10 protein-coding genes are annotated in these 15950 nt (G+C 38.4%); all 10 read left to right on the top strand.

Annotated features, from left to right (window positions below; translation table 11 throughout):
- The first annotated feature begins 157 nt into the window (after positions 1-157).
- A complete protein-coding gene (gene araJ / locus BSAG_RS10035; protein WP_004298658.1) occupies positions 158-1300 on the top strand; it encodes an MFS transporter AraJ in 1143 nt (380 codons plus the stop codon).
- A 116-nt stretch (positions 1301-1416) separates the two neighbouring features.
- Positions 1417-3039 carry a hypothetical protein gene (locus tag BSAG_RS10040; protein ID WP_008997579.1) on the top strand — a complete coding sequence of 541 codons (1623 nt, stop codon included), beginning with the start codon at positions 1417-1419 and terminating at the stop codon, positions 3037-3039.
- 283 nt (positions 3040-3322) lie between these two features.
- Positions 3323-5449, top strand: a complete 2127-nt coding sequence (locus BSAG_RS10045) for a DUF4906 domain-containing protein (protein WP_004317352.1) — start codon at positions 3323-3325, stop codon at positions 5447-5449.
- A gap of 21 nt (positions 5450-5470) precedes the next feature.
- The gene (locus BSAG_RS10050; protein ID WP_004317350.1) at positions 5471-8791 is read left to right on the top strand and encodes a SusC/RagA family TonB-linked outer membrane protein; all 3321 of its coding nucleotides are present in this window, start codon (positions 5471-5473) and stop codon (positions 8789-8791) included.
- A gap of 14 nt (positions 8792-8805) precedes the next feature.
- Complete coding sequence (locus BSAG_RS10055; protein ID WP_004317348.1) at positions 8806-10488, top strand: RagB/SusD family nutrient uptake outer membrane protein; 1683 nt, start codon at positions 8806-8808, stop codon at positions 10486-10488.
- Between the two features lies 1 nt (position 10489).
- A complete protein-coding gene (locus BSAG_RS10060; RefSeq protein ID WP_004317346.1) occupies positions 10490-11488 on the top strand; it encodes a putative zinc-binding metallopeptidase in 999 nt (332 codons plus the stop codon).
- A gap of 6 nt (positions 11489-11494) precedes the next feature.
- Complete coding sequence (locus tag BSAG_RS10065) at positions 11495-12856, top strand: DUF4302 domain-containing protein (RefSeq protein WP_004317344.1); 1362 nt, start codon at positions 11495-11497, stop codon at positions 12854-12856.
- Between the two features lie 159 nt (positions 12857-13015).
- Positions 13016-14119: a redox-regulated ATPase YchF gene (gene ychF, locus BSAG_RS10070; RefSeq protein WP_004317341.1), complete on the top strand. Its 1104-nt coding sequence runs from the start codon at positions 13016-13018 to the stop codon at positions 14117-14119.
- Positions 14120-14166: 47 nt separating this feature from the next.
- On the top strand, positions 14167-15084 hold the full coding sequence (locus BSAG_RS10075; protein ID WP_004317339.1) for a ketopantoate reductase family protein: 918 nt from the start codon (positions 14167-14169) through the stop codon (positions 15082-15084).
- A gap of 17 nt (positions 15085-15101) precedes the next feature.
- Positions 15102-15938 carry a prolipoprotein diacylglyceryl transferase gene (gene lgt / locus BSAG_RS10080; protein ID WP_004317337.1) on the top strand — a complete coding sequence of 279 codons (837 nt, stop codon included), beginning with the start codon at positions 15102-15104 and terminating at the stop codon, positions 15936-15938.
- The last annotated feature ends 12 nt before the right edge of the window (positions 15939-15950 follow it).

Raw genomic sequence — 15950 nt, 5'->3', positions numbered from 1 at the left:
TCATCAGCTTACACCAACATTGTCTAATTTGATTTAAATCAAAATCCATCTCATCGAACTCACCCTGAAAGATTTTGTTTTACCTTTGCAGCCAAAACAAATAAGCGGCAAATAATAGTAAGGTAAAAAGGTAACAGGTATTAAGGTAAAGTTTTGTATGAAGAAGAGTCTTATTGCATTGGCGTTCGGCACACTGGGATTAGGTATTGCCGAATTTGTAATGATGGGAATTTTGCCCGATGTGGCAAAAGATTTAGGTATTAGTATTCCTACCGCAGGGCATTTCATTTCTGCTTATGCATTAGGCGTCTGTGTCGGTGCACCTGTATTGACACTGGCTCGCAAATATCCGCTAAAACATATTCTGTTAGTATTAGTTACCTTAATTATGATAGGTAATATCTGTGCGGCTATGGCTCCCAATTACTGGGTGTTGCTCGCTGCCCGTTTTATCTCCGGCTTGCCTCATGGTGCATACTTCGGAGTAGGCTCTATTGTTGCAGAGAAACTAGCCGACAAGGGTAAAGGTTCGGAAGCCGTCTCCATCATGATTGCAGGAATGACCATTGCCAACCTGTTTGGTGTACCTTTGGGCACTTCCCTAAGTACCATGCTTTCCTGGCGTGCCACTTTCCTGCTGGTCGGTATCTGGGGAATTGTTATCCTATATTACATCTGGCGATGGGTTCCGCATGTAGAAGGCTTAAAGGATACCGGCTTTAAAGGACAATTCCGCTTTCTTAGAACTCCGGCTCCGTGGCTGATTCTCGGTGCTACGGCACTAGGTAATGGCGGTGTATTCTGCTGGTATAGCTACATCAATCCGATGCTTACCAATGTGTCCGGCTTCTCCGCAGAAAGCATTACGCCTTTAATGATCCTTGCCGGCTTCGGTATGGTGATGGGAAACCTGATTAGCGGACGTCTCTCCGACCGCTACACCCCCGGAAAAGTAGGGACTGCCGCACAAGCACTTATCTGTATTATGTTATTGCTCATTTTCTTCCTTTCTCCCTATAAATGGGCAGCAGCCCTGTTGATGTGTCTTTGTACGGCAGGACTGTTCGCAGTATCCAGTCCGGAGCAGATATTAATTATCCGCGTATCAAAGGGAGGAGAAATGCTGGGAGCAGCCTGCGTGCAGGTTGCATTCAATCTCGGAAATGCCATCGGTGCTTATGCAGGCGGACTGGCTGTTAGTGGTGGATACCGTTATCCGGCTCTGGCGGGTGTACCATTTGCTCTAATTGGATTTACTTTATTCTTGATTTTTTATAAGAAATATCAGGCAAAATACTAAATAACTAGTAAAAGCTGCCCTACTTTCTGCTGCAAGATAAAATTCACTTTAAAGTCTTGTAGAATTATATTTTTACTCATACTTTTGTAAGGTCTGTTAAGTCTTGATAAATGGGAATGAGGAAAGATACACTTATCACAATTATTATGGGAGTAATTAGTATATTTACTTCTTGCAATCCGCATCCCAATCTATCAAAGGCTGACCAACTAATAAATTTTTATCCTGATAGTTCCCTGACATATTTGAAAGCTATCCAGCATCCTGAAAATATGTCCCCAAAGGATTATGCAAAATGGTGCCTATTAGTAGCTCAAGCAAAATATAACAATGCTCAAAGTTTAGTTCCGGACTCATTTGTTTTTAAAGCTTTTGATTATTTTTCCAAAGACACATCTGACCCGATACTAACAGCAAGAACATATTTTTATACTGCACTTATCAGTAAAGAAATAAGAAACATAGAAGAAGCTGCTCAATACTTATTAAAAGCAAGAGATTTTGCGGAAAAAGCAAATGACTACAATCTAGCATTCAAAATTTCCCATGACTTGTGCGACATCTACTCTAAACAAGGATTATTTGATTATAAGTTAACAGAGGCATGGAGAGGATATAATTATGCACAGATTTCTAAAGATAGTCTGTCTATTTATTATGCATTGGCAGATCTGGGACATGCTTATTCTACCAAAGAGCAAATCGATAGCGCACTTTATTTTTTCGAAAAGGCATTCCCTATTGCTCAAAAAGTACATCCCAAAGCCACCTCTTCTGCTTTAAACGATATATGTTATGCATATATAAATAAAAAAGATTATATTTCCGCACTAAAAATCTGCAATGAGGCCATTGCATGTGAAAAGGATTCAATTGACCGATATAACAATTACATTATCAAAGGAGTAATCTTTCAAGATATACAACAATATGATTCTGCTATCCATTATTTTACCCTAAGTAGTAAAAACCAATATATATATGCAAAAGCACTCAGTTATAGCTATCTGGGAGAAATTTATGAAAAAAAAGGGAACATTCTTAAAGCGTTAGAATTTATCAAAACCTATGAACTATTAAGAGATTCGATAGAAGATCAAAACCAAAGCGTGGCAATTATTAGAATGCAGAATCTATTTCAAAACGAAAAACTGCAGAAAAACAACAAAGAACTATCTAAAAAGATGGAAGAAATTAGTTCTCTTGTATATAAAATAAGTGCAATTGCAGCTTTCGCGTTACTAATTACAGGATTATGCTACTTCATAACCTACAAAAAGAAGAGTGAACGTATACGAAAACAAGAAAGAGAAATATCTCAAGCCAAAGATAAACTACAACAGCAAGCTATAGAAAATCTTCAAAAAGAAGAAAAACTATCTTCACTACAAGCAGACTTTTTACGCAGATTAGTGGCTATCAACATTCCATCTCTAAATAATAAAGCAAACGATCTCGTTATCAAACTTTCTAATGAGGATTTTGCTAATCTGGAAAAAGATATTAATGCTACTTTTGATCAATTTACAGTAAGACTAAAGAAAGAATATCCACTACTCGACAAAAATGAAATTCAGTTCTGCTGTTTAATAAAAATACAATTAGATTTAAATACCCTTGCCAATATCTACTGCAGAAGTAAAGCTGCAATTAGCAAAAGAAAACTTAGAATCAAACAAGAAAAACTAAACATTACAGATAAAAACATCTCTTTAGATGATTTTATTCAAAGATTCTGAAATATTCCTTCTTACATTAACATCTATTCATAATAAAAGGATTTAATTGCCATTTGTCCAATGGTAATCTATACCTATTTACATTAACACATTAATTATTAGCGATTTATATAATATCTATTGTCCAATGCTTTTTTTGTATTCATAAATCATATTCCATAACTTTGCAATATCAAACGTAAGCAAAATCAGATTCTATAATAACATCTTGATTAAACTATTAATATATAATATAAAATGTGATATAGCAAAAAATCAATATTAATTATTTAAAACTAGAATTATGAAGAACCTAATTTGGCTTAGCGCATATCTTATCATAAGCGCAATTTTCAGTTCTTGTTCAAAAGACGACGAAAACACCTCTATTATTCCGGAAGGAGAAAAAACAAATGTAAATGTATCATTAAATATTGCTCCTATCAACGCAATGGAAACCAATATAAATGATAACAGAACTTCTATTGAAAACTTTTGGTTATTAGAATTCGATCAACAAGGTAAAAATGTTGCAGTTATAAAAGAACTACGATTCAGTATCAACTCTGCAGAAACAGTAGAATTAGTAGCAGGGGCTAATATGAAACTGGTAGTAATTGCTAATGTAGATAAAAGCATTGTTTTCCAATTAGGAAAACAAACCTATGAAGCACTAAAGAATACTATTTATACATTACCAGTCAATTCATCTAACGCAATTCCGCTAGTAGGAGAGCAAGTAGTTTCTATTACCAAAGAAAATCAGACATTAGATGCTATCACATTAGAACGAATTGCAGCTGAAGTAAAATTCACTATCAATAATACCTCTTCTGATTTCCAGTTAACTTCCATAGCATTAAAGAATATATATAAAATGTATTACTTTAGTAAGGGAACAATATCTCAAAGTAATATTGCAGACTATAGTGAAATCCCATGTACTATCGGTGAAGAAAATTATACCCATTACATAGCTGAGAACCTGATGGGAACAAATTCTAGTATCACAACAGACAAAGACAAGGTAACAGATAAACTAGCGACTTTCATTGAAATTGTTGGTGAAAGAATGAGTGAAGGCAATAAAGAAATAGCAACTTTCAAAATGTTCATTGGAGAAAATGAAAAAGATTTCAATGTAACAAGAAATAATGCATATAATTACAATATTAATCTTAATCTGGCAGATGCCAGTGATAAACGCATCACTATTGAAAAGATTCCATTAGAAGGCATTGCAGCTGAAGCTAACTGCTATATACTGAATCCAAATTCAGAACATGAGCTACTGGTTCCTGTGAAACGAGTAAATGCATTTTGGGGAACAGAAGAAGGCGGCTTCAAAACAGATCATATGTTGAATGACGGAAACAACCAAGGAAAAGTAACTAAATGGGTTGCCCGTATCATAACAAAAGATAGTTCTAAGGAATTACTGAGATTCACCACCCAACAAGGAAGCTCCGCCAATGATTATATAGGAATCAAACCTACAGGAAACGAAGGTAATGTATTAATAGGAATCTACGACGCAACAGCAGGAGAACCTGCTCAAGACGCTAAACCATTATGGAGCTGGCACATTTGGATTACAGATTATAATCCGGGAGGAGATATTAATGGAATAATTCCTGCAATTTCTCAAAACCCAGGAAAAGCAGATGTTACAGGAGGAGCTATCTACCGTTTTGGGGGAATTGATAACAATCAAACGAAAGATGGATCCACACAGGCAATGATGGATCGCAACTTAGGCGCACTAAGTGCAACACCAACTGACGGTGCGAAAACGATCGGTATGTATTATCAATGCGGTCGAAAGGATCCGATAATGACTGATTGGAGCCAAATCACTAAGTTAGGAACCAGCTCTTTAGGGGGAGACGTTTACTCCATTCATATCAAAACAGCAAAAGGTCCCGTATCTAAAGAAACAGCTGTGAAAAACCCGGATACCTATTTCTTGGGAGATGCAGACCATTTTACTTATAAAGATTGGTTAATTGAAGGCAGCGGTAGTACTGAACTATGGTACAAAAAGAGTGATGAAAAAACCAAAACACTATACGATCCATGTCCGGCAGGCTGGAGAGTGCCTTATAAGATGAACACTTATGGTGAAATAAACGGAGAAGATGTTGACAATGGTATTTATCTTTGCCCTAATAGCTCCATAAAAATATTTTACCCGTTTGGCGGACATTTAAATGCCATTACCGGTCAATATCCGGGAGGAAGTTTGTTTGAATACAAAACTGCACAAAATGGTTGGCTGGGCAGTTATCCGGACAATCCTAATAATGCCTATAGTTATCATATATTCTCTGCAGCATTAGTAGACGAATATGACGGACCATTCTATCCCATCATGCCTAACAATGCAGACGGCAGATACTTAGGTTATAGCGTACGTTGTGTAAAAGAATAAATCACCAAAGAAAACAGGTACATGAATAAACACATTATTCTATTATTTATCATATTGTGCATTGGCCTTACAAGGGCCAGTGCACAACATAGTATTACTGGTAAGGTGCTAGATGCTACTAACCAAGAACCTATCCCATTTGCCAGTGTTACTATAAAGAACGTCAAGAGCGGAACAACTACGGACAATAATGGTAATTTTACCTTGAAGGTCAATAATAACGATATCCTTATCGTCAGTTTTATGGGATACGAGACTAAAGAGGTTAACATTGGAACACAAAAGAAAGTAACGATATTATTATCAGAATCTTCTGTTTTATTGGATGCGGTAGTAGTCACCGGGTTTCAGAATCTTAAAAAAACAACCTTTACCGGCTCTTCCGTTAAAATCAAAGCTGATGATATTAATTTGCCCGGTGAAACAGACATAAGCCGTATGCTGGAAGGCAAAGCAGCCGGAGTATCTATTCAGAATGTATCGAGTACCTTTGGTAGTGCCCCCAAAATACGTGTACGTGGTGCCACGTCTATCAATGGAGAAAACAAACCTTTGTGGGTAGTAGATGGAATCGTATTAGAAGATGTGGTAAATGTATCCAACGACCAACTAGCAAGCGGTGACCCTACCACCCTGTTAGGCTCCTCCGTAGCAGGTATCAATACTAACGATATCGAAACAATTGACGTATTAAAAGATGCTGCCGCAACAGCATTATATGGAGCCAGAGCTATGAATGGAGTAGTTGTAATTACGACTAAAAGAGGAAAAGAAGGAAAACCACGTATTCATTATAGCGGAAACTACACAGTACGGACCAAACCACGTTATTCTGAATTCAATATTATGAATTCAGCCGATCAAATGTCTGTGTATGCAGAAATGGAACGAAAAGGCTTATTAACTTCGGACATTGTAAATAACCAGTCTTCCGGTATTTATGGAATCATGTATAATAGAATCAACACATGGGATGAATCAAAGCAACAATACCTTTTAGAGAATACATATGCAGCCCGTCACAACTTTTTAATGGAACACGCAGCAGCTAATACAGATTGGTTTGATATGCTATTTACCAATTCCATAATGAATGAACATACATTAAGTGTATCAAGTGGTTCACAAAAGTCGAAATCCTACATTTCATTAGGCTTTTTGAACGATCCGGGATGGACTGTTGCCGACAAAGTGAATCGAATCACAATGAACTTCCGAAATGACTACCAGCTAAATGACAAAATCGGATTTAGTTTTCAAACGGTAGGTTCTGTCAGAATGCAGAACGCTCCCGGTTCATTAAGTCGTTCCAGTGACGTTGTAAGTGGTATTTCCTCACGTAATTTTGATATAAATCCGTTCAATTATGCATTAAACACAAGCCGTGCATTACGAGCATACGACCCAAATGGAGAACGGGAATATTATACACTCAACTTTGCCCCATTCAATATTTTAGAAGAACTCGATAATAACTATATTAAATTGAATGTGATAGATTTAAAAGCTCAAGCCGAATTTAACTGGCAAATTATTAAAGGATTGAAATACAATTTTACCGGAGCTATCCGCTATGTACGTTCAAAGCAAGAGCATGAAATACACGAAAATTCTAATATGGCAAATGCTTATCGTGCAGCTGGCAATTCTACCATTCGAGAAAACAATCCCTACCTCTACAAGGACCCTAGTGATCCGTCAGCCGAACCGATTGTTGTTCTCCCTAAAGGGGGATTCTATAATACTGCCGAAAACTTATTATTAAATTATGATATAAGAAACTCTGTTAGTTTCAGCAAAATATGGAATGAGAAACATGAGTTCAACGCATTATTAGGACAACAAATCAAATATTCCGATAGACAAACGAACAGCAACACCGGCTACGGATTCCAATATGACATGGGAGGCACTGTTAGTATGAACTATCTTATAATGAAACAAATGATCGAGCAAAATTTTGATTATTATTCAAGAGCTTTGACATACGATCGTTTTGCCGCTTTTTATGCAAATGTTGATTACACCTATGACAGACGATATTCCATTTCCGGAACAGTACGGTATGACGGCTCCAACACAATGGCAAATTCCAGTTCAGCCCGCTGGCTGCCTACCTGGAATATCAGTGGGAAATGGAATATAGGTAATGAAGCGTTTATGAAAGATTTTGTCTGGCTGGATGCATTAGCGCTACGTGCCGGCGTTGGATTAACAGCCAGTATGCCTCCATTATCAAATGCAACACCCATTTTTATAAATTCCAATACTACGCGACCAAGTACGGACATCGAATCAGGCATTGAAATTTACACATTAGGTAATTCTGATTTGACATGGGAAAAGAGTTATCAATCTAATTTTGGTTTTGATGCCACTTTCCTTAAAGGAAGGCTCGACTTTTCTTTTGACTATTTTATCCGAAACAGTTTCGACTTGTTAAGTGTAATAAAAGTCTCCGGAATTGGAGGAGAAAGATATAAATGGGCCAACAGTGCCGACTTAAGCGCCTCCGGTTTCGATATAACATTGTCAGGAAAACCTATTGTAACAAAAGATTTCATGTGGTCAAGTTCTTTCACTATGGGATATTCCAAAAATGAAATCAAGAATTCAATGCAACAACCACAAATCAACACGTTGGTAGGAATCACAGGAGGAAATAAAAACGGGTATCCGGTGAACGGGCTTTTCTCTATACCATTTGCCGGTCTGAATCCGGAAAATGGTGTACCGATGTTCTATGATGAGAATGGTACTATCACCAGTGATATCAATTTCCAAAGTACTTCAACAGATTACTTAAAATACGAAGGACCGACAGATCCCAAATATACAGGAGGGTTTAACAATTCCTTTACTTGGAAAGGTATCTCATTAGATATTTTCTTCACTTTCCAAGCCGGAAATGTAATCCGGTTGAATCCTGTATTTAACAGCAGTTATAATGATTCTCAAGCAACCCCCAAAGAGTTCTTTAACAGATGGGAATTCAGAGGAGATGAGAAACATACTAATATCCCTGCAATAGCTGATAAAGATCTGATATCAGATTTGAGCAGTACTTATCCTTATTCAGCATACAATTATTCAGATATACGGGTAGCAAAAGGAGATTTCATCCGTCTTAAATCATTATCTGTAGGATATACCATTCCACAGAAGCTTTTTAAATCATGGAAGTTGTTCTCTGATATTCGTTTACGAGTAACCGGCAAAAACTTATGGTTACTATACTCTGATAAAAAATTGAATGGACAAGACCCTGAATTTGTCAATACCGGTGGCGTAGCCCAACCGATACAAAAACAAGTTATTTTTTCATTAGATGTCAGTTTCTAAATCATCCTTATACAATGAAGAGAATTAAAATATACTTATATATTGGAATCATGTCCTTTTGTACCAGTTGCTCTGACTTTCTGGACAAAGTACCCGACGAACGTACTCAAATAGATTCTCCGGATAAAGTATCCGCATTACTAGTAAATGCGTATCCTAAAGTTTCTTATGCGGCTATTGTCAATACCCGTTGTGATTACATAACCGACTTCGGAAGTGTTTACTCTGGTGCGCAACCAGGAGCATTATTCAACTTTATGGGTGAAAATTTTTTATGGAAAGACGTGATAGAAAATGGAAATGATTCCTTCGAAAACTTCTGGACAGGATGCTATGCAGCTATTGCAGTATCTAACCAAGCGCTTGTTTCTATCGACGAGTTAGGAACACCTTCAAGCACAATCAATCAAAAGGGAGAAGCACTCATGACCAGAGCCTTCTCACATTTTTGTCTTGCTTCACTCTTTGCCCAACAATATGACGAATCGACTGCATCGTTATATCCGGGTATTCCTTATGTAGAGAAACCAGAAACACAGCCAGTAGAACAATATGACCGGGAGACAGTGGCAGACACTTATAGAAAAATCACACAAGATTTTGAGGACAGCTATCCTCTTATGACGGATGGAAGCATTTATACAGCTCCCAAATATCATTTCAATAAGAAATCAGCTGCCGCCTTTGGTACCCGTCTTTATCTATTAATGAAACAATATGATAAGGTACTTGAATATGCCAATCAACTCATTTCCATACCGTCACAATTTGAAACATTGACGGATAGTAAAGGAGAACCTCTTAAAAATCAAGATGGTACACCGCAACAATATATCTCAAAAGATGATCCTGCATTTTCGTTTGTAAGCAACAACTTTCATCCTTTTGCAACAACTTACATGGATGCAAGTGGATATATTGAAATGCGTTCGTATTTCTGCAGTTCTTCCACCAATGCCAATTTATTGATTACAGAAGCATTGTCTTCAATCGCCTGGGGAGAATTACCCTTCTATTCAAGATATGGTTTATCTTCTACTGACATTGGCAAGACAATCAATGCAGATAATGTTACAAATGGTATGTGGGCTATTCCCTATTACGGTACATCCAATTTCTACTTCATACCTAAATTTACCCAATTTACTAAACAAGAATCTTTAGACGCATCCAACTTTTTGCCGTATGCCAATATTCCTGTTTTGAGAATGGAAGAAGTGTTATTAAACCGTGCAGAAGCCCACCTAATGCTTAACCAATATGACAAAGCTATCGCTGATCTAAATTTATATGCCAGCCAACGTTTTGTTATAGCAAGAAGCCCGGCATCAAGCAGATATTATGATTCTAAAGAATTATGTATTACACGCGATAAGATACTCAATTTCTATAAAACCAAACTTAATAATACTGATCACTTCATCAATAAGTACAATCAGACAGACTCTTGGAGTGATTTGAAAAAAGGTATCCTACTTGCAATACTTGATTTCAGAAGTATAGAGTTTTATAATGAAGGACTTAGATGGTATGATATTGTACGCTGGAATATCCCCGTCACCCATACCCAGGCTAACGGCAGCAAGTCCAGCTTAATGCCGGACGACGACCGAAGGGTACTACAAATTCCGGAAATGGCAACTATTTCGGGAATAAAACTTAATCCAAGAAATAACGTAAATAATATATGGGAATAAAATGAAAACAACAAATCACATTGCCAAATGGATACAAGCATATTTCATGCTACTATTCTGCATTAGTACTGTTATTTTCACTGCCTGTAATGAGGACAAACTCAATCTTGACCAAGAGATTTATGGATTGGGTGGAAATGACGAGCAAAAAAATGAACTGGATAAATGGTTATATGAAAACTATACCCAAGCTTACAATATCGAAGTGAAATATAAATGGAACAGTTATGAACTGAACACTACCGCCCAACTAGTCCCCATTATGGAACGCTTCGTAAAACCTTCTATGGATATGATTCAACGAGTGTGGTTTGAGCCTTATAAACAATTGGCAGGAGATAAATTTCTTAGAGAAATGACACCTAAGAAAATCATTTTGGTAGGTAGCCCGGAATATAATGCAGATGGCAGTCAAGTATTAGGACAGGCTGAAGGCGCTCGTAAAATTACACTATTTGATGGTAATAGCTACAATCCGAGTGATGCAGACTGGATACGTTCTATCATGCATACCATTGAACACGAATTCGCTCATATTCTCCATCAAACCAAAATGTATGATTCCAGTTTCAAAGATATATCCGCCGGAGATTATAATCCGACAGGATGGACTTCTGAAACGGAAGTAAGCGCATTACTTGCCGGATTCTATTCCGCATACGCAATGTCGGGAGTTGATGAAGATTTCGTTGAAGTGGCATCATTAATTATGGTGTATGGAAAAGAATGGCGTGACTATCGAATTAATTTGCTCAAAAGTTTAACAACGTCTCCTCCTTCAGAGGGAGAAACAGCAGAAGAAACAGCACAGCGTATAGCCCTTGCCAATCAGGCACAAACGGCTTTAACCAGATTACTGGCTAAAGAAGAAATTGTGATCAATTACTTTAAAAATGTATGGAACGTACAGTTTTATGACGACGCAATGGGAAATAAAGGATTAGTATCTTTAGTACAAGATGCTATTAATCAAATTGTAAATGAAAACACTCCAGAATAAATAATTATGAAAATAGTTTATACATATTATCTTCTAACCTGTGTAGCATTGTGCAGTATATTTTCATCTTGCAATAATGAAACCGACATTTATATGGAAAACCCGGATAAACGGATTCAAACTAAAATGCAGGAATATACTGATATACTCACAGGAGCTCCCGATGGATGGATTGCAGAAATAAATACCCAATTAGGAGGTATTCACACCTTATGGATGCAATTCACTGCAGACAATCGAGTATCTATGATGTTCGATTATGTAGAATATTACCGCGACTTGAAAGCAAGTCCGTTTGAAAGTAGCTATATACTCAAGCCACTACAAGGACCAACTATATCATTTGATACGTACTCTTTCTTATCTATCTTTGCAGATCCCAACCAGCTGATGAATGGTGCAGGACAAGCAGGAACCGGATTAGGAGCAGACTACGAATACGAGATTATATCCTACAAAAACGATCAGTTTCTCCTAAAAGGAAGAAAAAACAAAATGGAAGCTACACTGACTAAAGCTACCAATGAGGAAAGAGAGGCCATCAAAAATGGCGCCTTAATGGAAAATCAGGATCAGGCTCCTATCTATCAAAAAAAATACTTCACTTTCAGTTATAAAGGACAAGCGTATGATTTTGTATCTAATGGTAGAAAAACAGGTTTCTTATCCGCTAACAATGGAAATCCGACCCTACAAATAGAAGGTTCTAAAATAGACCTGAACGGAAATATCGTAATGATGAACCCGTTAATCCTTAATGGTTACGAAATTTATCAGTTCAACAAGACATCCACCGGATACACTACACAAGTAGGCAATGATATACTTGAAATTAAAGGAGGTACTACACCAATTGTTCCTCTATTCAATGCACCTCCAGGAGCAATTCATCAGACAATGGTAGTGTACAACGATATACAAAATCAATGGTCATCCGAATATTTTGATAAACATAAAGCTGCTGTTTCGAATTTATTTGCATTCACTCAAACTCAATTCTATATTGTGTATGTTGCCATACACATGTACACAGACGGAAGTATAGTGGAGATTGGTTATAAAATATATCAAAACGGTTCATTAGGAGCCGATACTTACGGATTCTATTATACATTCAACTATCAGAAGAATTCAGATGGTTCTATCACTTTTGGAGATTATACACCGTTCGATACAAGCAATCCTAATCACGAAGAGTTCGACAAATGTCTGTCACCTATTTTAGATGGTTACTTTAAAAAACACAAATTCTTCATTAAAAGCTGGCCGGCTTTGTACAACAATTCCAGCCAATATGTGATGTCCTCGCTAATTCCTGCAGAAGATAAGACACTTGGTGTCATGGTAGGCGTACCTATGACGTTCTAAAGTTTACTTTACATTTATAGGGATGCCTGAAAACGGCATCCCTCACTCATTAAATAGATATAAGAAAGAAGTATTTGTTTTCCAACCAATGTATATAATCTAAAAATGCCTATCTTTGCAGTCAGATTATCGATAACTAAATAAAAACGAAATAGATAAATGGCATTGCAATGTGGTATTGTAGGACTACCGAACGTGGGTAAGTCGACACTTTTCAACTGTTTGTCGAATGCGAAAGCACAGGCGGCAAATTTCCCTTTTTGTACAATTGAACCCAATGTAGGTGTAATCACTGTTCCTGACGAACGTCTGAACGCACTCGCTGAATTGGTGCACCCCCAACGAATTGTTCCTACAACTGTAGAAATCGTAGATATCGCCGGACTGGTGAAAGGCGCAAGCAAAGGTGAAGGACTAGGAAACAAGTTCCTTGCCAATATCCGTGAAACAGACGCAATTATCCACGTACTCCGTTGCTTCGATGACGACAATGTGACACACGTAGACGGAAGCGTAAATCCCATCCGCGACAAAGAAATCATTGACTACGAACTTCAATTGAAAGACCTGGAAACCATCGAAAGCCGTATCCAGAAAGTACAGAAACAAGCACAGACGGGCGGAGACAAAGCTGCAAAGTTAGCTTACGATGTACTCGTTCAATATAAAGACGCACTGGAACAGGGAAAATCTGCACGTACAGTGACTTTTGAAACAAAAGACGAACAAAAGATAGCTCACGAACTGTTCTTATTGACCAGCAAACCGGTAATGTATGTTTGCAATGTTGATGAAGCAAGCGCAGTAAACGGAAATAAATACGTAGATATGGTACGCGAAGCCGTAAAAGACGAGAATGCTCAAATCCTGATTGTCGCAGCCAAAACAGAAGCGGACATCGCCGAACTGGAAACGTACGAAGACCGTCAAATGTTCCTTGCCGAAGTAGGCTTGGAAGAATCGGGCGTAGCACGTCTTATCAAATCTGCTTATAAACTCCTGAATCTCGAAACATATTTCACTGCCGGTGTACAAGAAGTACGTGCCTGGACATACGAAAAAGGATGGAAAGCTCCTCAATGTGCCGGAGTGATCCACACCGATTTTGAAAAAGGCTTTATCCGTGCCGAAGTTATCAAATACGATGATTATATCAAATACGGCTCGGAAGCAGCTGTGAAAGAAGCCGGAAAACTGGGTGTGGAAGGAAAAGAATATGTGGTGCAGGATGGCGACATCATGCATTTCCGTTTCAACGTGTGATTATCGGTTACCACCGACGACTTATTAATTACTAATTCGCTAACAATATGAAATATCTCATTGCAGGAACGGGAGGTGTAGGCGGCAGTATCGCAGGATTCTTGTCGCTGGCAGGCAAAGATGTAACCTGTATTGCCCGTGGAGCTCATTTGCAGTCGATTCAAACGAACGGTTTGAAACTGAAATCGGATTTGAAGGGCGAACATACGCTCCGGATTCCGGCTACTACCGCTGAAGAATTCAATGGAAAAGCAGATGTGATATTTGTATGCGTAAAAGGTTATTCGGTCGATTCTATCGTAGAACTGATAAAAAGAGCAGCACACAAAGACACGGTTGTCATCCCTATTCTGAATGTATATGGCACAGGGCCGCGCATACAGAAGTTAGTTCCGGAAGTCACCGTTCTCGACGGCTGCATCTATATCGTAGGCTTCGTATCCGGCACCGGAGAAATCACCCAAATGGGAAAGATATTCCGGTTGGTATACGGCGCTCATCGCGGCACAGTTGTAAAACCCGGATTACTGGAAGCTATCCAACAAGACTTGCAGGAAGCAGGCATAAAGGTAGACCTCTCACCGGACATCAACCGGGATACGTTTATCAAATGGTCGTTTATCTCCGCAATGGCTGTGACGGGTGCTTACTACGACGTTCCGATGGGAGAAGTGCAGAAACCGGGAAAGATACGGGATACATTTATCGGACTTTCTACGGAAAGCGCTGCCTTAGGAAAGAAACTGGGCGTCGAATTTCCCGAAGACCCAGTCAGCTACAACCTGAAAGTGATTGACAAGCTCGATCCCGAAAGTACCGCTTCTATGCAAAAAGACCTGGCACGCGGACACGACTCGGAAATACAAGGATTGCTCTTCGACATGATTGCAGCAGCCGAAGAACAGGGAATAGATATACCGACCTACCGGATGGTTGCGGAGAAATTCAAAGAATCTAATCATTAACATTAATCCAATATAGAATGAATACCATGCTATTATCCATCAACTGGAACCCGAATCCCGAACTATTCAACCTGTTCGGCATTTCTATCCGTTATTACGGATTACTGTGGGCAGTAGGAATATTCTTTGCTTATGTGGTTGTTCACTACCAGTACCGGGATAAAAAGATAGAGGAAAAGAAGTTTGACCCTCTTTTCTTTTACTGTTTCTTTGGTATTCTAATCGGTGCCCGCCTAGGACACTGCCTGTTCTATGACCCGGGATACTACCTGTCTCATTTTTGGGAAATGATTCTTCCTATCAAGTTCATGCCGGACGGAAACTGGAAATTTACCGGATATGAAGGACTTGCCAGCCACGGCGGTACATTAGGACTGATAATCGCCCTTTGGCTGTATTGCCGCAAGACGAAGCTCCATTATATGGACGTGCTGGATATGATTGCCGTAGCTACTCCAATCACCGCCTGCTTCATCCGCCTTGCCAACCTGATGAACTCCGAAATCATCGGCAAACCGTCTGATGTGCCCTGGGCATTCGTTTTCGAACGTGTAGATATGCTCCCCCGTCATCCGGGACAGCTCTACGAAGCCATTGCTTATCTTATCCTGTTCTTCATCATGATTTACCTGTATAAGAATTACAGCAAGAAACTGCACCGTGGCTTCTTCTTCGGGCTCTGCCTGACTTACATCTTCACCTTCCGCTTTTTCATCGAATTCCTAAAAGAAAATCAGGAAGATTTTGAAAACAGCATGATGTTCAATATGGGACAATGGTTAAGCGTTCCGTTTATCATAATAGGCGTCTATTTCATGTTCTTCTATGACAAGAAGAAAAATAAAATAGCCTAAATCAAAAAAAGA

The organism is Bacteroides sp. D1, assembly GCF_000157095.2.
GTDB lineage: Bacteria > Bacteroidota > Bacteroidia > Bacteroidales > Bacteroidaceae > Bacteroides > Bacteroides xylanisolvens.
Note: the sequence above shows the minus strand (reverse complement) of the source record. Positions and strands in the feature narration are given on the sequence as shown.